The sequence below is a fragment of the Roseovarius halotolerans genome (assembly GCF_900172255.1).
Lineage (GTDB): Bacteria > Pseudomonadota > Alphaproteobacteria > Rhodobacterales > Rhodobacteraceae > Roseovarius > Roseovarius halotolerans.
Map to the genome: position 1 here is coordinate 1 of NZ_FWFU01000001.1, position 20,862 is coordinate 20,862.

The 20,862-nt window shown below is 63.6% G+C and carries 17 protein-coding genes and 1 tRNA gene; all 18 read left to right on the top strand.

All coding sequences use genetic code 11. From position 1 onward, the window contains the following. A partial coding sequence (locus ROH8110_RS00005; RefSeq protein ID WP_503167789.1) for an EF-Tu C-terminal domain-related protein occupies positions 1-124 on the top strand: 124 nt, incomplete at its 5' end. Between the two features lie 165 nt (positions 125-289). After that, positions 290-766 carry a hypothetical protein gene (locus tag ROH8110_RS00010; protein ID WP_139837355.1) on the top strand — a complete coding sequence of 159 codons (477 nt, stop codon included), beginning with the start codon at positions 290-292 and terminating at the stop codon, positions 764-766. 158 nt (positions 767-924) lie between these two features. After that, positions 925-1,485, top strand: a complete 561-nt coding sequence (locus tag ROH8110_RS00015; RefSeq protein WP_085815762.1) for a bifunctional transcriptional activator/DNA repair enzyme AdaA — start codon at positions 925-927, stop codon at positions 1,483-1,485. Continuing rightward, positions 1,482-1,964 (top strand): methylated-DNA--[protein]-cysteine S-methyltransferase, encoded by a 483-nt coding sequence (locus ROH8110_RS00020; RefSeq protein WP_085815763.1) that lies wholly within the window; start codon positions 1,482-1,484, stop codon positions 1,962-1,964. The genes ROH8110_RS00015 and ROH8110_RS00020 overlap by 4 nt, the downstream gene beginning before the upstream one ends. Before the next feature lie 351 nt (positions 1,965-2,315). After that, a complete protein-coding gene (locus ROH8110_RS00025; RefSeq protein ID WP_085815764.1) occupies positions 2,316-3,176 on the top strand; it encodes an HTD2 family dehydratase in 861 nt (286 codons plus the stop codon). Continuing rightward, positions 3,173-4,411 (top strand): CoA transferase, encoded by a 1,239-nt coding sequence (locus ROH8110_RS00030; protein WP_085815765.1) that lies wholly within the window; start codon positions 3,173-3,175, stop codon positions 4,409-4,411. Before ROH8110_RS00025 ends, ROH8110_RS00030 begins: the two co-directional genes overlap by 4 nt. Before the next feature lie 96 nt (positions 4,412-4,507). Then, a tRNA-Trp gene (locus tag ROH8110_RS00035) sits at positions 4,508-4,583 on the top strand. A gap of 210 nt (positions 4,584-4,793) precedes the next feature. After that, on the top strand, positions 4,794-5,417 hold the full coding sequence (locus ROH8110_RS00040) for a hypothetical protein (protein ID WP_085815766.1): 624 nt from the start codon (positions 4,794-4,796) through the stop codon (positions 5,415-5,417). Between the two features lie 94 nt (positions 5,418-5,511). Further along, positions 5,512-5,709, top strand: a complete 198-nt coding sequence (gene secE, locus ROH8110_RS00045) for a preprotein translocase subunit SecE (RefSeq protein ID WP_085815767.1) — start codon at positions 5,512-5,514, stop codon at positions 5,707-5,709. 190 nt (positions 5,710-5,899) lie between these two features. Next, positions 5,900-6,433 (top strand): transcription termination/antitermination protein NusG, encoded by a 534-nt coding sequence (gene nusG / locus ROH8110_RS00050; RefSeq protein WP_085815768.1) that lies wholly within the window; start codon positions 5,900-5,902, stop codon positions 6,431-6,433. A 106-nt stretch (positions 6,434-6,539) separates the two neighbouring features. Continuing rightward, complete coding sequence (gene rplK, locus ROH8110_RS00055; RefSeq protein ID WP_085815769.1) at positions 6,540-6,965, top strand: 50S ribosomal protein L11; 426 nt, start codon at positions 6,540-6,542, stop codon at positions 6,963-6,965. Between the two features lies 1 nt (position 6,966). Further along, a complete protein-coding gene (rplA, locus tag ROH8110_RS00060) occupies positions 6,967-7,665 on the top strand; it encodes a 50S ribosomal protein L1 (RefSeq protein ID WP_085815770.1) in 699 nt (232 codons plus the stop codon). A gap of 250 nt (positions 7,666-7,915) precedes the next feature. Next, complete coding sequence (gene rplJ / locus ROH8110_RS00065) at positions 7,916-8,434, top strand: 50S ribosomal protein L10 (RefSeq protein WP_085815771.1); 519 nt, start codon at positions 7,916-7,918, stop codon at positions 8,432-8,434. 75 nt (positions 8,435-8,509) lie between these two features. Then, complete coding sequence (gene rplL / locus ROH8110_RS00070) at positions 8,510-8,890, top strand: 50S ribosomal protein L7/L12 (RefSeq protein ID WP_085815772.1); 381 nt, start codon at positions 8,510-8,512, stop codon at positions 8,888-8,890. Between the two features lie 241 nt (positions 8,891-9,131). Continuing rightward, positions 9,132-13,271 (top strand): DNA-directed RNA polymerase subunit beta, encoded by a 4,140-nt coding sequence (rpoB, locus tag ROH8110_RS00075; protein WP_085815773.1) that lies wholly within the window; start codon positions 9,132-9,134, stop codon positions 13,269-13,271. Positions 13,272-13,325: 54 nt separating this feature from the next. Then, complete coding sequence (gene rpoC / locus ROH8110_RS00080) at positions 13,326-17,570, top strand: DNA-directed RNA polymerase subunit beta' (RefSeq protein ID WP_085815774.1); 4,245 nt, start codon at positions 13,326-13,328, stop codon at positions 17,568-17,570. Positions 17,571-17,695: 125 nt separating this feature from the next. Beyond that, a complete protein-coding gene (locus ROH8110_RS00085) occupies positions 17,696-19,435 on the top strand; it encodes a sensor histidine kinase (protein ID WP_306372200.1) in 1,740 nt (579 codons plus the stop codon). Then, a complete protein-coding gene (locus ROH8110_RS00090; RefSeq protein ID WP_085815775.1) occupies positions 19,432-20,772 on the top strand; it encodes a sigma-54-dependent transcriptional regulator in 1,341 nt (446 codons plus the stop codon). Before ROH8110_RS00085 ends, ROH8110_RS00090 begins: the two co-directional genes overlap by 4 nt. The last annotated feature ends 90 nt before the right edge of the window (positions 20,773-20,862 follow it).

The following is a 20,862-nucleotide window of genomic DNA, read 5'->3' on the forward strand; positions in this document are numbered from 1 at the left end:
CGACAACGTGTCCTTCGAGGTCGAGCTGATCGCGCCGATCGCCATGGAAGACGGCCTGCGCTTCGCCATCCGCGAAGGCGGCCGCACCGTCGGCGCCGGCGTCGTCTCCAAGATCATCGAGTGATCGACGCGCATATCTGATTGCAGGGGCGCCCTTTCGGGGGCGCCCTTTTTCTTTGCGCGCCGCGCAATTCCCCGCGCCCGCCTGGGCGTGAGGCGCCGCGGGCACGCCATAATTGTGGCCAAATGATCTTGTAGATACCGCCGCGATCCAGATGGAGGTATGCCCATGGTACGAGTCGCAGATGATCCCGGCGCCACGCTCGGCTGGGTCGGTTTCGCCACGGGTGCGGCCGCGCTCATCCTGACAATCGTGATTTTCTGGTCCGGCCCTTTCGCCCCGCAGCAAAGCGCGGGCGTCGGTCTGGGCGAACTTGCAGCCGAGATCGCCAAATCCGCTGCCCGGTCGGTCGCAGGTCAGCCACAGCCCGAACCGGTGGCCGCCACCCGCAATATCGACGACTATCTCTCGATCGGGGTCGGCCTTCTGGCGGGGCTCGCCATCGTCCTCGGCGTCGCCGCGTTCATCCGTCACGAACGCAGGCGCGTGGCGCTTTCCGGGGTCACGCTGGGTGGGCTTGCGGTGGGCTTCCAGCTTTTTGCCTGGGTCGTGATGCTCATTGTCGGCGCGATCGTGATTTCGACTTTGATCTACTCGCTCCGCGACACGTTCGGGGACATCTTCGGCGGATTGTCCGATCTCTGAACCCGGCCTGTGACGGACGAGAAAGGGCTGCACCCGGTCCTGCAGCGTCATGCGCATGGCCGGTATCTGCTTGCTTGTGCGCGCCGAGACTGGTCACTTTCGGACCTCATCATCCGTGCGGCCTCGTATCGTGTCTCGCGCGCGGCTAGACTGTCTTCATGCTCGACTTTGACACATGCAACGCGGCGCGGTTGAGGCGCGATCCTGCATTCGACGGAAAGTTCTTCACGGCTGTCCGCACGACGGGTATCTATTGCCGCCCGGTCTGCCCGGTGAAGCATCCGCATACCGAGAATGTCGGCTATTACCCGACCGCCGCCGCGGCCGAGCGGGCGGGCTATCGCCCTTGCCTTCGATGCCGGCCAGAAACGGCACCGTTCTGCGCGGCGTGGAACGGCACCCGGACCACAGTAGAGCGGGCATTGAAGCTGATCGAGAATGGTGCGCTGGATACAGGTTCGGTGGCTGAGCTGGCCGATCGTCTGGGTGTCGGTGCGAGACACCTGTCACGCCTCTTTTCCGATCATGTCGGCGCATCGCCGCTTCAGACCGCCCAGACCATGCGGATCGGACGGGCAAAGCGTCTTCTGGACGACACCACGCTGTCGATCACGGAGATCGCGTTCAAGGCCGGCTTTGGCAGCGTCCGGCGGTTCAATTCCGCCTTCCTGAAACTCTACGGGCGGTCACCCTCGACGATCCGAAGGCCAAGGCAATGAATGGATTGCGCTACACCCATGTCGAAAGCCCGGTCGGGGATCTTCTGGTGGCAGGCACGGAAGAGGCGCTGCACTTTCTGAGTTTTCCGACCGGGCACAAGGCGTTCCGTCCGCGCCCGGAATGGCGGCGCGACGATGCGCCGTTTCAAGAGGTCCGGCGGCAGCTTGACGCATATTTCGCGGGCGACCTTCGCAGGTTCGAGCTTGCTCTGCACCTGTCGGGCACGGAGTTCCAGAACAGTGTCTGGCGCTCTCTGGCCGATATTCCCTTCGGGCAAACGCGGAGCTATGGCGAGATCGCACGCAGCGTCGGTCGTCCGAAAGCGAGCCGTGCTGTCGGGGCGGCGAACGGGAGCAATCCGCTTCCGATCATTCTGCCCTGTCATCGCGTGATCGGAGCGGGCGGATCACTGACCGGATTCGGGGGCGGTCTTGCCGTGAAGGCGTTCTTGTTGCGCCATGAGGGCGTGCTTGTGTGATGGCTCGATGCCGAAGAGGGCCAACGTCGCCAGCTGCAGGCGGACGGCAACGCGTTGGCTTTCGGAGGACATTCCTTTCCGGCCTGTGAGGCTGGTTCCTGTGCGACCGGGTCAATCGGTCGCAAGGGGGAAGGCGCCCGCTGGCCGGTTTTCACATGCAGAAACCGGCAGGTGAGCCGCCCCGAACCGCGCGGGAAAACATCGGGATTCCCGATGCAAAACAATGGCAAGCGGTATGTTTCTGCGCTTGCGAAATCGTACTCTGCATACGATGGTATTCAGCTAAGTTATTGATATATTGACTTTTTTCCGAAATCCCGCACCCTTGGATGGTTCAAGGGAGAGGCATTTATGGACAAGCTCAATGTTGGCGCATGGGAAGGGCGCGCGGAATGTCATCATGGTGTTCTGAGCGAGGCCCAGGCGGCGCAGGTCCACGCCACGCTTGGTGTGCCGGGCACGGCGGCACCGCGCGAGGGCGAGGCGATGGCGCCGCTCTGGCACTGGTGCGCGTTCAACCCGACAGTGCCGCAGGAGGAACTGGCACGCGACGGGCATCCCGCGCCGGGTGGCTTTCTGCCGCCGTTGCGCCTTCAGCGGCGGATGTGGGCCAGCGGCAGTCTGACCTTCGGTGCGCCGTTGCGGGTGGGCGAGCGGCTGACGCGGCATTCCTTTATCAGCCGGGTCGCCGAGAAGGAGGGCAAGACCGGGCCGATGGTGATGGTGTCGGTCGATCACCGCATTCACGGCGAGCGCGGGCTGGCGATCGAGGAGCGCCAGCATATCGTCTATCTGGACATTCCGGACAGATTCCGCCCGCCTGCCACCCGTCCGCTGCCCCGAACCCCGGCGCTGCATGAGCGGATCGCCTTGAGCGAGGCGCTGCTGTTTCGCTACTCGGCGCTGACCTTCAATGCGCATCGCATTCATTACGACCTGCCCTATGCGCAGGGTGTCGAACATTACCCCGGCCTTGTCGTCCATGCCCCGCTCCAGGCAAGCTGGCTGATCCGGGCGGCGAGCGCCCACAAGGGCCGCCCGCCGCGCCATTTCGATTTTCGCGCCGTGCATCCGGTTTTCCTGAGCCCCGGCGAAAGCCGCTCCCTCGAGATCATGGGCGACGAGGATGAGAGCGGCGCGCTGAACCTTTGCAGCGGGCAACAGGGGCACCAGGGCATGCAGGCCACCGCCATCTGGGAGGAAACGGTATGAACAGGATGTTGAACGGAATGCGCGTGGTCGAGGGATCGGCCTTTGTGGCGGTGCCGCTGGCGGGGATGACGCTGGCGCAGATGGGTGCCGAGGTCATCCGCTTCGATCGGATCGAAGGCGGGCTCGATGCGGGGCGCTGGCCATTGGCGCCATCGGGGCAAAGCCTGTTCTGGGCGGGGCTCAACAAGGGCAAGAAATCCATCGCCGTCGATATGCGCAGCCCCGAGGGGCAGGCGCTGGTGACGCGGATCATCACCGCCTCGGGCAAGGATGCGGGAATGTTTCTGACCAATCTGCGGGTGCGCGGCTGGATGGATCACGAGACGCTGAGCCAGCACCGGCGCGACCTGATCATGGTCACGCTGATGGGTGACAGGCAGGGCCGCCCGCAGGTGGATTACACGGTCAACCCGGCGCTGGGCATTCCCGACATGACCGGCCCCGAGGGCCATGATGCACCGGTGGCCGCGGCGCTGCCGGCCTGGGATCTGATAGCGGGCAACATGGTGGTCTCGTCTCTCCTGGCTGCCGAGCGACACCGGCTGCGCCACGGCGAGGGGCAGGAGGTGGAGATTGCCCTGAAGGACGTGGCGGCGGCGACGATCGGCCATCTGGGGATGATCGGCGATGCAGTGGTGAACGGGCCCGAGCGCACCAAGGCGGGCAATGCGCTTTATGGCGCATATGGCCAGGATTTCATCTGTGCCTGCGGACGCCGGGTGATGGTGATCGGGCTGACAGGTCGGCAATGGGCGGGGCTGGTGAAGGCCACCGGAAGCGGCGAGGCGATGGAGGCGCTGGCGCGGCAAAGCGGGCGCGATCTGCGTGACGAGGGCGTGCGCTGGGATTTGCGCCACGAGATCACCGCGATCCTGCGCCCCTGGTTCGCGGCGCGACGGGTCGAGGATTTCGCCGAGGAGTTCGAGACGCGCGGCCTGACATGGTCGGTTTTCCGAAGCGTGAAACAGGCGCTGCGGGAAGATCCCGATCTGAGCGAGGCGAACCCGATGTTCTCGATGCTGGATCAGCCGGGGCTTGGGCGTTTTCCGGTGCCGGGGCATCCGGGGGCGTTTTCTGCGCGACCGCGCATCAGGCCCGAGCCGGCCCCGGCGCTGGGCCAGCATACCGAGGAAATCCTGGGCGATGTGGCGCGGCTGAGCGATACCGAGATCGCGCAGCTTTTCGACAAGGGCGTCGTGCAGAGCCCGCGCCATGCGGCCCGGTCGGCGGCCTGAACCGGAGCAGGGCAAGAAGATTGGCCGATGCGATGGAAAAACGCGCCAAGGCGGCTTGATTCCCGTCAAGCGATGGCGTAATCCCGCGCTTGGCGTAGGGGTATAGCTCAGCTGGTAGAGCGACGGTCTCCAAAACCGTAGGTCGCGGGTTCGAGCCCTGCTGCCCCTGCCAACCACCTTCCATGACATGAAGAACCGCCGCAACCGGTCCGCCGCAAGGATGGGCCTTCTTGCTGTGAGCGCTTCGGGCGCGCGCCACGTATTCGCCGCAGTCGTGCCGCATTGCTGCCACGGTTCGGCCTTAGAGATGACGTGAATGCCGCCGGTCGGGATGCCGGGGGCGTTTTTCTGCGTGGGGGCGTGGAATTGAATGCGAGCTGTCATGAGCGAAAACCCGACATATCGCGGCGATGAACGGCCGCGGACTGCGCAAGGCGTGCCCGGCGCGCGTGCTGCGGGCGTCGATGCGCCCGATACTGCGCGCGACATGGTCCGCAAGGTCATGCAGGAAGGGGAGCGCCCGGTGCGCCACAAGCGGCTGCCGACACTGGCGCCGGCTGAGCCCGCACCTGCGCCGAGTCCGGCCGGGGCCGCCGCGCCGATGCACAATGCCGCGCAGCGTCGGCGCCTTATGCCGCGCAGGAAGCATGTCTGGCTTCTGGCGCTTGCGCTGGTGATGGTCTGGAAGCCGCTCCTGTTGCCGCTCATCGTGCTGGTGACGTTCTGGATCGGGCTGATCTGTTACCTGACGCTGGGCCATGAGCGGTCCGCGGCGGGCGCGGCGCGGATCTGGTCGGGCTATGAGAGGCGCTGGCCTGCGCGGGCCGCGCGGGCGCGCCGCAGGGCCGACGGGTTTGCGCTCTGGTGGGATCGTGTGCTGGACCGGCTGCCCGAAAGATGGGCGGCGCGTCTGGCAATGCCGGACCTTTCAGGTGACGCACCGGGCCTGCCCGATGATGCGCCCGACCCGTTCGAGAGGCTTGCCGCGCGCAACCGCGAATGTTGAGGCGCAGGGCCGGGGGGCGTCAGGGGCCTTGAATTCGCGCGCATGGCCGCGTATGTCGCCGTTCAAGCGATCAAACGAGAGAAGAACAGCGCCCATGGCACGCACCAATCCGCTCCAATTCATTCAGCAGGTCCGCGCAGAGGTGGCCAAGGTGGTCTGGCCGACGCGCCGCGAGGTGCTGCTGACCACGGTGATGGTCCTGATCATGGCGGCGCTGACGGCCGTATTCTTTGCGCTGGTCGATCTGGGCATTCGCAGTGGCTTGCAGGGTATCCTGTCGATGTTCGGCTGAAACCAAGAAAATCCCGCACTGGCCCTTGAATCCAAGGGCGATCGCGGGTAATTGGCTGCACACTCCGAGACATGGCGCGCGGCGAATCAGGTTGCGCGCCGATTTTTGTTTCGGGGACTTTGGGCGAAAGCCCCGGAAATGAAAGACTTTCGGCCTGTCGCGGCCGGCAAACGACAAGGGCATCTCTAATATGGCGAAGCGGTGGTACTCGGTCAGTGTTCTCTCGAATTTCGAGAAGAAAATCGCCGAGCAGATCAGACAATCCGTAGCCGAGCAGAATCTCGAAGAGGATATCGACGAGGTTCTGGTGCCCACCGAAGAGGTGATCGAGGTGCGTCGCGGCAAGAAGGTGACGGCAGAGCGCCGCTTCATGCCGGGTTATGTGCTGGTGCATATGGAGATGTCGGACAAGGGCTATCACCTGATCAACTCGATCAACCGCGTGACTGGCTTTCTTGGCCCGCAGGGCCGCCCGATGCCGATGCGCGATGCCGAGGTGAACACGATCCTGAACCGCGTCCAGGAGGGCGAGGATTCGCCGCGCACCCTCATCCATTTCGAGGTGGGCGAGAAGGTCAAGGTCAACGACGGCCCGTTCGAGGATTTCGACGGCATGGTCGAGGAAGTGGACGAAGACAACCAGCGCCTCAAGGTGACGGTGTCGATCTTTGGCCGGGAAACCCCGGTGGAACTGGAATTCACGCAGGTCACCAAGCAGGCCTGACGTGTGAACCGTGGGAGGCGAGGGTGCCGCGGCATCCGGACCGGACCACACGACTGAGACCCCGAAGGGCGCGCCCGGAGGGGAGTTGGAAAGAAGGAGAGGCCAGATGGCCAAGAAACTCGCAGGCAAGATGAAGCTGCAAGTGCCCGCAGGTCAGGCGAACCCGTCCCCCCCTGTGGGTCCGGCGCTGGGTCAGCGCGGCATCAACATCATGGAATTCTGCAAGGCGTTCAACGCCAAGACGCAGGACATGGAGCCCGGTGCCCCGTGCCCGACGCTGATCACCTATTATCAGGACAAGTCCTTTGAAATGGACATCAAGACGCCGCCGGCGTCCTATTACCTGAAAAAGGCCGCCAAGCTGAAATCCGGCGGCAAGACGCCGGGCCGCGACACCGCGGGCAGCGTCAGCACCAAGCAGGTGCGCGAGATCGCGGAAGCGAAGTGGAAAGACCTGAACGCGAACGATATCGAAGCCGCGATGAAGATCATCCTCGGCAGCGCGCGCTCAATGGGCATCGAGGTGAAGTAAGATGGCAAAGCTTGGAAAACGTATCCGCGCCGCCCGTGAAGCATTCGCCGGCAAGGAAGAATTGAGCGTCGAAGAGGCCGTGGCCCTGATCAAGGCCAACGCCAAGGCCAAGTTCGACGAGACCATCGAGATCTCGATGAACCTGGGTGTCGATCCGCGCCACGCCGACCAGATGGTCCGCGGCGTCGTCGGCCTGCCCAACGGCACCGGCAAGGACGTGCGCGTCGCCGTGTTCGCCCGTGGCGCCAAGGCCGAAGAAGCCGAGGCCGCAGGGGCCGACATCGTCGGTGCCGAGGATCTGATGGAAACCGTGCAGAGCGGCAAGATCGATTTCGATCGCTGCATCGCCACGCCGGACATGATGCCGATCGTCGGTCGCCTGGGCAAGGTTCTTGGCCCGCGCAACCTGATGCCGAACCCCAAGGTCGGCACGGTCACCATGGACGTGGCCGAGGCGGTCAAGAACGCCAAGGGCGGCGAAGTGCAGTTCAAGGCCGAGAAAGCCGGTGTGGTTCACGCCGGTGTCGGCAAGGCGTCCTTTGATGAAGGCAAGCTGGTCGAGAACGTGCGCGCCTTCGTGGCCGCCGTGTCCAAGGCCAAGCCGGCCGGTGCAAAGGGCACCTACATGAAGAAGATCTCGCTGACCTCGACAATGGGGCCGGGCGTGAGCGTCGACGTGAACAACGCCGCGGCGGAATGAGATGAGAATTTGCACCGGCCCTTCGGGGCCGGGGCGAATGGCGGGGCCGTTTTCCGGCACCGTCCTGTCCGAGATGGAGGGTTGGGCGAACGCCCTATAATTCCTTCCTGAGATGGGGAACGAGATGAGATTCAGCGAAGGCCGTTGCCTTCGGGTGATCTTTGGCTCGGGACCCTGACTTTGGACCCGAACGGCGGGGTAACCCGCCAAAACTGAGCCGGGGGGAAACCCCCCAAACTGGAGTGAAACTGTGGATAGAGCCCAGAAAGAGAAAGTGGTCGAGGAACTCGGCCAGATCTTCGAAAGCTCTGGCGTCGTAGTGGTAGCCCACTACGCGGGTCTGACAGTTGCCGAGATGCAGGATCTTCGAGCGCGCGCCCGCGCGGCCGAGGCATCCGTTCGCGTCGCCAAGAACAGGCTCGCCAAGATCGCCCTTGAGGGCAAGCCGTGCGAAAGCATTGCTGGCTTCCTTTCGGGTATGACCGTTCTGACCTATTCCGAAGACCCTGTGTCCGCCGCCAAGGTGGCAGAGGGTTTCGCCAAGGACCACTCGAAATTCGAGATCCTGGGCGGCGCAATGGGAACGGACGCTCTGGACCGTGCCGGTGTCAAAGCCGTGTCCGACATGCCTTCGCGCGAAGAGCTTCTTGCTCAGATCGCCGGTATGCTGGGCGCACCCGCTTCGAACATCGCCGGTGCAATTGGCGCACCTGCTTCGAACATCGCGAGCATCCTTTCGACCATCGAAGAGAAGGCCGAAGCCGCGTAAGCAAGGCAACTGGAATATCCGCGTATGGGTCCAGGCCCGACGTTGGAACACATCTTAAATGGAAAGAGCTGAACAATGGCTGATCTGAAAAAACTTGCTGAAGAGATCGTTGGACTGACGCTTCTCGAAGCACAAGAACTGAAAACCATCCTGAAAGACGAATACGGCATCGAGCCCGCCGCTGGCGGCGCTGTGATGATGGCTGGCCCGGCTGGCGACGCTGGCGGTGCAGAAGCCGAAGAGCAGACCGAATTCGACGTCATCCTGAAATCGGCAGGCGCCTCCAAGATCAACGTGATCAAGGAAGTCCGCGCGATCACCGGTCTGGGCCTGAAAGAAGCCAAAGACCTGGTCGAAGCCGGTGGCAAGGCCGTCAAGGAAGGCGTTTCGAAGGACGAAGCCGAAGAGCTGAAGACGAAGCTCGAAGAAGCTGGCGCCGAGATCGAACTCAAGTAATCGGCGTTCCGGGCTGAGCCCGGTTGAAAACATGTGGCTGGGTCCGGAATTCCGGGCCCAGCCGAACCTATCTTAGCAAGGCCCTGAGGATGCAGGGTTTTTCTAAGGCGAGGTTCTAGCGATCGGGAGGCCTCTGGTGGGACAGAGGCCGGGAATGGATCGCACCCGCCATCTCGAAAGGCCGTGCTGCTGGAGCCCGACAGCAGGTGCGGCCGGTGAGAAACGAAAGGTGACCAGACACATGGCTCAGACCTTCCTTGGCCAGAAACGTTTGCGCAAATACTTCGGCAAAATCCGCGAAGTTCTTGACATGCCGAACCTCATCGAGGTTCAGAAATCCTCGTATGACCTGTTCCTGAAATCGGGCGATCAGCCCGATCCGCTGGACGGTGAAGGCATCAAGGGTGTCTTCCAGTCGGTTTTTCCGATCAAGGATTTCAACGAAACCAGCGTGCTGGAATTCGTCAATTACGATCTGGAACGCCCGAAATACGATGTCGAGGAGTGCATGCAGCGCGACATGACCTACAGCGCCCCGCTGAAGGTCACGCTGCGCCTGATCGTGTTCGATGTGGACGAGGATACCGGCGCCAAATCGGTGAAGGACATCAAGGAGCAGGACGTGTTCATGGGGGACATGCCGCTCATGACCCCGAACGGCACCTTCGTCGTGAACGGCACCGAGCGCGTGATCGTCAGCCAGATGCACCGCAGCCCCGGCGTGTTCTTCGACCATGACAAGGGCAAGACCCACAGCTCGGGCAAGCTGCTGTTTGCTTGCCGTATCATTCCCTATCGCGGGTCGTGGCTGGATTTCGAGTTCGACGCCAAGGACATCGTGTTCGCCCGTATCGACCGTCGCCGCAAGCTGCCGGTGACCACGCTGCTTTATGCGCTGGGCCTGGATCAGGAAGGCATCATGGATGCCTATTACGATACGGTCGACTACAAGCTGAAGAAGAACAAGGGCTGGGTCACCAAGTTCTTCCCCGAGCGTGTGCGCGGCACGCGCCCGACCTATGACCTGGTCGACGCCAAGACCGGCGAAGTGATCGGCGAAGCGGGCAAGAAGGTCACGCCGCGCGCCGTCAAGCAACTGATCGACGAGGGCAAGGTCAGCGAATTGCTGCTGCCGTTTGAGCAGATCGTCGGCAAGTTCGTCGCCCGCGACATCATCAACGAGGAAACCGGTGCGATCTATGTCGAGGCCGGTGACGAGCTGACGCTGGAGCGTGACAAGGACGGCGATATCATCGGCGGCACCGTTAAGGAACTGATCGACGCGGGTATCACCGACATTCCGGTTCTGGACATCGACAACATCAATGTCGGTCCCTACATCCGCAACACCATGGCGATGGACAAGAACCGCAACCGCGAAACCGCGCTGATGGACATCTATCGCGTCATGCGTCCGGGCGAACCGCCCACGGAAGAGGCCGCCTCGGCGCTGTTCCAGACGCTGTTCTTCGACTCCGAGCGCTACGACCTGAGCGCCGTGGGCCGGGTCAAGATGAACATGCGCCTCGCGCTCGAGAAGCCCGACACCCAACGCACGCTGGACCGAGAGGACATCGTCGCCTGCATCAAGGCGCTGGTCGAGCTGCGTGACGGCAAGGGCGATATCGACGATATCGACCATCTCGGCAACCGCCGGGTGCGCTCGGTCGGCGAACTGATGGAAAACCAGTATCGCGTCGGTCTGCTGCGCATGGAGCGTGCCATCAAGGAGCGCATGAGCAGTGTCGAGATCGACACGGTGATGCCGCAGGACCTGATCAACGCCAAGCCCGCAGCGGCCGCGGTGCGCGAGTTCTTCGGCTCGTCGCAGCTCAGCCAGTTCATGGACCAGACGAACCCGCTGTCGGAAGTCACCCACAAGCGGCGCCTGTCGGCGCTCGGGCCGGGTGGTCTGACGCGTGAACGCGCGGGCTTCGAGGTGCGCGACGTGCATCCGACCCACTATGGCCGGATGTGCCCGATCGAAACGCCGGAAGGCCCGAACATCGGTCTGATCAACAGCCTCGCCACCTTTGCGCGGGTCAACAAATACGGCTTCATCGAAACGCCCTACCGCAAGGTGGATAACGGCAAGGTCACCGACGAGGTGGTCTATATGTCCGCCACCGAGGAAATGCGTCACACCGTGGCGCAGGCCAACGCCAAGCTGGACGATGATGCCCGCTTCGTGAATGACCTCGTGTCGACCCGGCAGTCGGGCGAATACATGCTGGCGCCCAACGAAAGCGTCGACCTGATCGACGTGAGCCCCAAGCAGCTGGTCTCGGTTGCGGCCTCGCTCATTCCGTTCCTGGAAAATGACGACGCCAACCGCGCGTTGATGGGTTCCAACATGCAACGTCAGGCCGTGCCGACGCTGCGTTCGGAGGCGCCGCTGGTCGGCACCGGGATCGAGGGCGTCGTTGCCCGCGATTCGGGCGCGTCGATCATGGCGCGCCGCGCCGGTGTGATCGACCAGGTCGACGCCGCACGTATCGTCGTGCGCGCCACCGAGGATCTCGAGATCGGCGATCCGGGCGTGGATATCTACCGGATGCGCAAGTTCCAGCGCTCGAACCAGAACACCTGCATCAACCAGCGTCCGCTGGTGAAGGTGGGCGACACCGTCCAGAAGGGCGAGGTGATCGCCGACGGTCCGTCCACGGATATGGGCGAACTGGCGCTGGGCAAGAACGTCATCACGGCCTTCATGCCCTGGAACGGCTACAACTTCGAAGACTCGATCCTTATCTCGGAGCGGATCGCGCAGGATGACGTGTTCACCAGCGTCCATATCGAGGAATTCGAAGTGGCCGCGCGCGACACCAAGCTGGGGCCGGAAGAGATCACCCGCGACATCCCCAATGTCGGCGAGGAAGCGTTGCGCAACCTCGACGAGGCGGGCATCGTCTATATCGGCGCCGATGTGGAGCCGGGCGATATTCTGGTGGGCAAGATCACCCCCAAGGGCGAAAGCCCGATGACCCCGGAAGAAAAGCTGCTGCGCGCCATCTTCGGCGAAAAGGCCAGCGACGTGCGCGACACCTCGCTGCGCGTCAAGCCGGGCGATTACGGCACCGTCGTGGAGGTTCGCGTCTTCAACCGTCACGGTGTGGAAAAGGACGAGCGCGCCTTGCAGATCGAACGCGAGGAAGTCGAGCGTCTGGCCCGTGACCGTGATGACGAGCTGGGAATTCTCGACCGCAACATCTATGCGCGCCTCAAGTCCCTGATCCTGGGCAAGGTCGCCGTGAAAGGCCCCAAGGGCGTCAAGGCCAATTCGGATATCACCGAAGAGCTGCTGGACACGCTGACCAAGGGCCAGTGGTGGCAGCTTGCGCTCAAGGACGAAAAGGATGCCCAGATCGTCGAAGCGCTGAACGAGCAATACGAAGCGCAGAAACGCACCCTGGAAGCCCGTTTCGAGGACAAGGTCGAGAAGGTTCGCCGCGGCGACGACCTGCCGCCGGGCGTGATGAAGATGGTCAAGGTCTTCATCGCGGTGAAGCGCAAGCTTCAGCCGGGCGACAAGATGGCCGGGCGTCACGGCAACAAGGGCGTGATCTCCAAGGTGGTCCCGATCGAGGACATGCCGTTCCTTCAGGACGGCACGCCGGTCGATTTCTGTCTCAACCCGCTGGGTGTGCCTTCGCGTATGAACGTCGGTCAGATCCTCGAGACCCATATGGGCTGGGCCGCGCGCGGCCTTGGTATCCAGATCGACGAGGCGCTTCAGGAATACCGCCGCTCGGGCGACCTGACGCCGGTGCGCGAGGCGATGAAACTGGCCTATGGCGACGATGTCTATGAAGAGGGCATCGTCGACATGGACGAAGGCCAACTGGTCGAAGCCGCAGGCAACGTGACCGGCGGTGTGCCGATCGCGACGCCGGTCTTTGACGGCGCCAAGGAGGCGGATGTCAACGACGCGCTCCGCCGCGCCGGGTTCGACGAGTCGGGCCAGTCGGTCCTTTTCGACGGACGCACGGGCGAGCAGTTCAGCCGCCCGGTCACCGTGGGCGTCAAGTACCTGATGAAGCTGCACCACCTGGTGGACGACAAGATCCACGCGCGTTCGACCGGGCCTTACAGCCTGGTGACGCAGCAGCCTCTGGGCGGCAAGGCGCAGTTCGGCGGCCAGCGTTTCGGCGAGATGGAAGTCTGGGCGCTCGAAGCCTATGGCGCGGCCTATACGCTTCAGGAAATGCTGACCGTCAAGTCGGACGATGTGGCGGGCCGGACCAAGGTCTATGAGTCGATCGTCAAGGGCGAGGACAATTTCGAGGCCGGCGTGCCCGAAAGCTTCAACGTTCTGGTGAAGGAAGTCCGCGGCCTCGGCCTCAACATGGAACTCCTGGATGCAGAGGAGGACGAGGAATAACGGCGGGTCCCCCCGCCGTCCCCATCCCCTCTGCCAGCCTTCAAGGATTTGAACATGAACCAGGAACTTATGAACAACCCGTTCAACCCGAACGCCCCCGCAAAGGTGTTCGACGAAATCAAGGTCAGCCTGGCCAGCCCGGAGCGTATCCTGAGCTGGTCCTATGGCGAGATCAAGAAGCCCGAGACGATCAACTACCGCACGTTCAAGCCCGAACGTGACGGCTTGTTCTGCGCGCGCATCTTCGGTCCGATCAAGGATTACGAATGCCTGTGCGGCAAATACAAGCGGATGAAATACCGCGGCGTCGTGTGCGAGAAATGCGGCGTCGAGGTCACGCTCCAGAAGGTGCGCCGCGAGCGCATGGGCCATATCGAACTGGCCGCGCCCTGTGCGCATATCTGGTTCCTCAAGTCGCTGCCCTCGCGCATCGGCCTGATGCTGGACATGACCCTGCGCGACCTCGAGCGGGTTCTCTATTTCGAGAACTACGTGGTGATCGAGCCGGGTCTCACGGACCTGAGCTATGGTCAGATGCTGACCGAAGAAGAGTTCATGGACGCGCAGGACGCCTATGGCATGGATGCCTTCACCGCCAATATCGGCGCCGAGGCGATCCGCGAGATGCTGCAGAACATCGACCTTGAAGCCGAGGCCGAGCAGCTGCGCGCTGACCTGGCCGAGGCCACTGGCGAACTGAAGCCCAAGAAGATCATCAAGCGCCTGAAGGTCGTCGAGAGCTTCGTCGAATCCGGCAACCGTCCGGAATGGATGGTGATGACGGTGATCCCGGTCATCCCGCCCGAGCTGCGCCCGCTGGTGCCGCTGGATGGTGGCCGCTTCGCCACGTCGGACCTGAACGACCTCTACCGCCGCGTGATCAACCGGAACAACCGCTTGAAGCGCCTGATCGAGCTGCGCGCGCCCGATATCATCGTGCGTAACGAGAAGCGGATGTTGCAGGAATCGGTCGATGCGCTGTTCGACAACGGCCGCCGCGGCCGCGTCATCACCGGTGCCAACAAGCGCCCGCTGAAATCGCTTTCGGACATGCTGAAAGGCAAGCAGGGCCGCTTCCGCCAGAACCTTCTGGGCAAGCGGGTCGATTTCTCGGGCCGTTCGGTCATCGTGACCGGCCCGGAACTGAAGCTGCATCAATGCGGCCTGCCCAAGAAGATGGCGCTGGAGCTGTTCAAGCCGTTCATCTATTCGCGCCTTGAAGCCAAGGGCATGTCCTCGACCGTGAAGCAGGCCAAGAAGCTGGTGGAAAAGGAACGCCCCGAAGTCTGGGACATCCTGGACGAGGTGATCCGCGAACACCCCGTGCTGCTGAACCGCGCGCCGACCCTGCACCGTCTGGGTATCCAGGCGTTCGAGCCGATGCTGATCGAAGGCAAGGCCATTCAGCTTCACCCGCTGGTCTGTTCGGCGTTCAACGCCGACTTCGACGGCGACCAGATGGCCGTGCACGTCCCGCTGAGCCTTGAGGCACAGCTGGAAGCGCGGGTCCTGATGATGTCCACGAACAACGTTCTGTCGCCCGCCAACGGCGCGCCGATCATCGTGCCTTCGCAGGACATGGTTCTGGGTCTCTATTACACCTCGATCATGCGTGAAGGCATGAAGGGCGAAGGCATGTCCTTTTCCTCGATCGACGAGGTGCAGCACGCGCTGGATGCAGGCGAAGTGCACATGCACGCCAAGATTACAGCGCGCGTCCTGCAGATCGACGAGGAAGGCAACGAGGTGATGCAACGCGTCGAGACCACGCCCGGCCGGGTGCGGATCGGGGCGCTGCTGCCGCTCAACGCTAAGGCGCCGTTCAGCCTGGTCAACAAGCTCCTGCGCAAGAAGGAAGTGCAGCAGACGATCGACACCGTCTACCGCTATTGCGGCCAGAAGGAATCGGTCATCTTCTGCGACCAGATCATGTCGATGGGCTTCAAGGAGGCGTTCCGCGCCGGCATCAGCTTTGGCAAGGACGACATGGTGATCCCGCAAGACAAGTGGACCATCGTCGAAGAGACCCGCGACCAGGTGAAAGGGTTCGAACAGCAATACATGGACGGCCTGATCACCCAGGGCGAGAAATACAACAAGGTGGTCGATGCCTGGTCGAAATGCAACGACCAGGTGACCGAGGCGATGATGAACACCATCTCGGCCGAGATCCGCGACGAGAACGGCGCGGTGATGGAGCCCAACAGCGTGTACATGATGGCCCATTCGGGCGCGCGGGGCTCGGTCACGCAGATGAAACAGCTCGGCGGGATGCGCGGCCTGATGGCCAAGCCGAACGGCGACATCATCGAAACGCCGATCATCTCGAACTTCAAGGAAGGTCTGACCGTGCTGGAGTACTTCAACTCCACCCACGGCGCCCGTAAGGGTCTTTCGGACACCGCCCTGAAGACCGCCAACTCGGGTTACCTGACCCGCCGCCTGGTGGACGTGGCGCAGGACTGCATCGTGCGCGAGCATGATTGCGGCACCGACCGCGCGATTACCGCCGAAGCCGCCGTCAATGACGGCGAGGTGGTGGCATCGCTGGGTGAGCGTGTGCTGGGCCGTGTCGCGGCCGAGGACATCCTGAACCCGGCGACCGAAGAGGTGATCGTCAAGGAAGGTCAGCTGATCGACGAACGCACCGCGGACGCGATCGAGGTGGCGGCCGTGCAGACCGCGCGAATCCGCAGCCCGCTGACCTGCGAGGCCGAGGATGGCGTCTGCGCCATGTGCTATGGCCGCGACCTGGCACGCGGCACGATGGTCAACACCGGCGAGGCCGTGGGCATCATCGCGGCGCAGTCGATCGGTGAACCCGGCACGCAGCTGACGATGCGGACCTTCCACATCGGTGGCGTTGCGCAGGGTGGTCAGCAGTCCTTCCTCGAAGCCAGCCAGTCGGGCACGATCGTGTTCGACAATGCGCAGACCCTGGAGAATTCTTCGGGCGAGACGCTGGTCATGGGCCGCAACATGAAGCTGCGGATCATGGGCGACAACGATGTCGAACTGGCAAGCCACAAGATCGGCTACGGCACCAAGCTGTTCGTCAAGGACGGCGACAAGATCAGCCGTGGCGACAAGCTGTTCGAGTGGGATCCGTATACGCTGCCGATCCTGGCCGAGAAGGCGGGCACGACGAAATTCGTCGACCTGACGACCGGCGTGTCGCTGCGTGACGTGACCGACGACGCGACGGGCATGACCCAGAAGATCGTTTCGGACTGGCGCGCTGCCCCGCGGGGCAACGAGCTCAAGCCCGAGATCCTGATCGTGGGCGAGGATGGCGAGCCGGTCCGCAATGATGCGGGCAACCCGGTGACCTATCCGATGTCGGTCGATGCGATCCTGTCGATCGAGGAAGGCGAGCCGATCCAGGCCGGCGACGTTGTCGCGCGGATTCCGCGCGAGGGCGCCAAGACCAAGGACATCACCGGCGGTCTGCCGCGGGTGGCCGAACTGTTCGAGGCTCGCCGTCCCAAGGATCACGCGATCATCGCCGAAATCGACGGCTATGTCCGTTACGGGCGCGACTACAAGAACAAGCGCCGCATCACGATCGAGCCTGCCGACGAGTCGATGGAGCCGGTGGAATACATGGTGCCCAAGGGCAAGCATATTCCCGTCCAGGAAGGCGACTATGTCCAGAAGGGCGACTACATCATGGACGGCAACCCCGCGCCGCATGACATCCTTTCGATCATGGGTGTCGAGGCGCTGGCCGATTACATGATCAACGAGGTGCAGGAGGTCTATCGTCTTCAGGGCGTGAAGATCAACGACAAGCACATCGAAGTCGTGGTGCGCCAGATGCTCCAGAAATGGGAGATCCTTGAAAGCGGGGATACCACCCTGCTCAAGGGCGAGCATGTGGACAAGGCGGAACTGGCCGCGGCCAACGAGAAGGCGATCGCCAAGGGCGGCCGCGCCGCCAGCGGCGAGCCGATCCTTCTGGGCATCACCAAGGCCTCGCTGCAGACGCGCTCGTTCATCTCGGCGGCCTCCTTCCAGGAAACGACTCGCGTGCTGACCGAAGCGTCGGTTCAGGGCAAGGTCGACAAGCTGGTGGGCCTCAAGGAGAACGTCATCGTGGGCCGCCTCATTCCGGCGGGCACCGGTGGTGCGACCCAGAAGGTGCGCCACATTGCCCAGAGCCGCGACAATGTCGTGATCGAAGCCCGCCGCGAGGAGGCCGAAGCCGCCGCCGCGCTGGCAGCGCCGGTCGAGGACGATGTGATCGGGGGCGACGCGTTCGACACCTTTGTCGACACGCCCGAGAGCCGCGACGACTGAACCAGGCGCTTAGCGCAACTGATGGAAAGGCCCCGCTGTCGTAACAGCGGGGCCTTTCGCTTTTGAGGGGGCTGGCGGGCGGAGCACACAAAAACCCTTGCAATCATGGGCAAGAGCGACAATCGATGGATATGCGCCGCTTGCATGCCCTTCTTGCCCTTCTGGCCGTGGCCGTGGTGACGACATCCATTTTCTGGGTGTCGCTCAGCTATTTCCAATCCGAAGAGCGGACCAAGGCCCAAGGCCGCCTGTCGCTGTTTCGCAGCACCGTTCTGGCCGAACTGGAGCGGTTCTCGCACCTGACCTATGTGCTGGCGCGCGATCCTTTCGTGATCGAGACCGCCCAAGGCGCGGGCACCGAGGGGCTGAACCGCCGTTTCGCCGCCTTCGCACGCCAATCGGGGCTGGATGCGATCTATCTGATGCGGCGCGACGGGCTGACGATTGCGGCTTCCAACAGCGGCCAGCCGGGCAGTTTCGTCGGGCAGGACTATTCGTTCCGGCCCTATTACCTCGATGCCATTGCCGGGCAGCAGGGCCGTTTCTACGGGATCGGCGCGACCACCGGGCTGCCGGGCTATTTCATCGCCGACGCGGTGCGCGATGGCGCGGGCGCGGTGATCGGGGTGGTGGCGATCAAGCTCGATCTGTCCAAGCTGGAAGCCAGCTGGAGCGAGGCGGGCGAACAGGTGTTCCTGGCCAACCGGGCCGGGGTGGTGTTGCTGTCATCGACGCCCGAGTGGCGATATCGCGCATTGCGCGCGCTGTCGCCGGACCAGCAGCAGGCGATCCGCCGGTCGCGACAGTTCCCCGGCCAGCCACTGGAACCGCTGGACTGGACCCCGCTTGAAGGGGCGCGGGCGCAGATTGGCGGTGTGCCGCGGATTCACCTGACCGCGAACGATTTGCCGCATGGCTGGGAGCTGCATTACTTCGCCAGCGATGACCGGGCCGTGGCGCGCAGCCTGCTGGTTGCGGCGGTGGTGCCAATCCTGGCGGCGCTGGTGCTGATCTTCTCGCAATTGCGCCGCACGAACCGGATCGGCGCGGCGCTGCAACGCTCGGTCGCGGAAGAGGCGCAGCTGCGGCAGGCCAACGAACGGCTTGCCGTCGAGATCGAAGAGCGCAAGCTGGCAGAACGCCAGCTCAAGCGCACTCAGGGCGAGCTGGAGCGCGCCAGCCGCCTGGCGGCGCTGGGCCAGCTGGCGGCCTCGGTGACGCATGAACTGGGGCAGCCGTTGGCGGCGATCCGCAACCACTTGGCGGCCGCAGAGATGAGCAACGGCATCTCGCAAAAGGTCGCGCCGCGGATATCGGCGCTGGTCGACCGGATGGAGGGCATTACGCGGCAGCTCAAGTTCTTCGCCCGCACCGATAACGAGGGGTTCCGGGAAGTCGATCTGCGTCAGGCGATGCAGGCCGCGCTGGAACTGATCGAGCCGAATATCCAGCAGGTCGAGGCCGAGGTGACGCTGGAGGCGCCGGACGAACCTGTTGTGGTGCGCGGCGATCAGCTGCGGCTGGAACAGGTGATGACGAACCTGTTGCGCAACGCGATGGACGCGCTGGACGACAGCAACGAACGCCGCCTTCTGGTCAGGATCGGCATGGCCGCGCGAACCGGGTGGTTCGAGCTGCGGGACAGCGGTCACGGGCTTGGCGATGCGACGCTGTCGGATTTGCAGGAGCCGTTCTTTACAACGCGCGAAAGCGGGCGCGGGATGGGGCTGGGCCTTGCGATTTCGGGTAATATCGTCAAGGAACATCACGGCCGGATCACGGCGCGCAATGCGCAGGCGGGCGGCGCCGTGTTCCGGGTGGAGATCCCGCTGGCCCATGCCGAGGAAGAGGAAGCCGCTGAATGAACCGGGCTCAGACACGCAGTATTCTTCTGGTCGATGACGACAGGTCCATGCGCGAGTCCCTTGTCGAGCTGATGGAGGCCGATGGCTGGCGGGTCGAGGCGGTGGCGCGCGCCGAACGGGTGGCTGACCGCCTGGGCGCGTTCCAGCCTGACGTGATCTTGTCGGATGTGCGGATGCCCGGGATGTCGGGGCTCGATCTGCTGGCGGGCCTTGTGCCGGGCATATCGCCGCCCCTGGTGCTGATTTCGGCGCATGGCGATATTCCGATGGCGGTGAAGGCGATGCAGGATGGCGCCTACAGTTTCGTCGAAAAGCCCTATGAGCCGCGCCGCTTGCTGACGATTCTGCGCCACGCAGCCGACCAGCACCACATGAGGCAAAGCAACGAGCGCCTCAAGGCGCGGCTGCTGCGGTTGTCGGGGCTTGACCGTGTGCTCCTGGGCGAGGCCGCCGAGATCCGCGCGCTGCGCGAGGATATCCTGGACCTTGCCGAGAGCGACGCCCCGGTCCTGATCGCGGGGGAAACCGGCACCGGCAAGGAGTTGGTCGCGCGCGCGCTTCACGATCTGTCCGAGCATAGCGACGGGCCGTTCCTGGCGCTCAATTGCGCGGCGCTTTCGCCCGAGAGTTTCGCCGCCGAGATGTTTGGCGGCATGGACGGACAGGGCGGGCGGCTCTTGTCGGTGGATGGCGGCACGCTGTTTCTTGACGAGGTCTGTTCATGCCCGCTGGAGGTGCAGGCCAAGCTGCTGCGCGTCATCGAGGACAAGCAGATTCTGCCCGGCGATGGCAGCGCGCCGGTTCCGGTGGCTTTCCGGGTGGTATCGGCCACCAACGAGGACCCGGAACAGGCTGTCGCCGAAGGGCGGCTGCGTCAGGATCTGCTGTTTCGCATCAACACCATGATGCTGAACTTGCCCACCCTGCGCCAGCGCCGCGACGATCTGGTCCTGCTGCTGACCCATTTCACCGAGGAGCTTGGCCGCGTCCACGAGGCCGCCCCGCCGCCGCTTGGCCAGGACGACATTGCCGCGCTGATGGCGCATGACTGGCCGGGCAATGTGCGTGAGCTGCGCAATGTCGCCGAACGCCGGGTGCTGGCGGCGCGCCGTGGCGGTGGCTCGGTCGCGCAGGCGCTGCGCACCGACCCCTTGCAGGATGATGTGCCCGACACCCTGCGCGAAGCGGTCGCAGCCTTTGAGCGCGAACTGATCGGCAAGGCGATCAAGGCCCATGAGGGGCGCATGGACGCGGTGGCCGAAGCGCTGGGTATCGGGCGGCGCACGCTCAACGAAAAGATCGTGAAACTGGCGCTCGACAAGGAGGCGCTGCTTTAGCCTGCGGAAATCCGCAGGCTGAGCACAGTTGGGCACGCGGTTTTCTTCCTTGGCGAATGGAGCGGTTTTCCCGATACTTCCCGCATCATA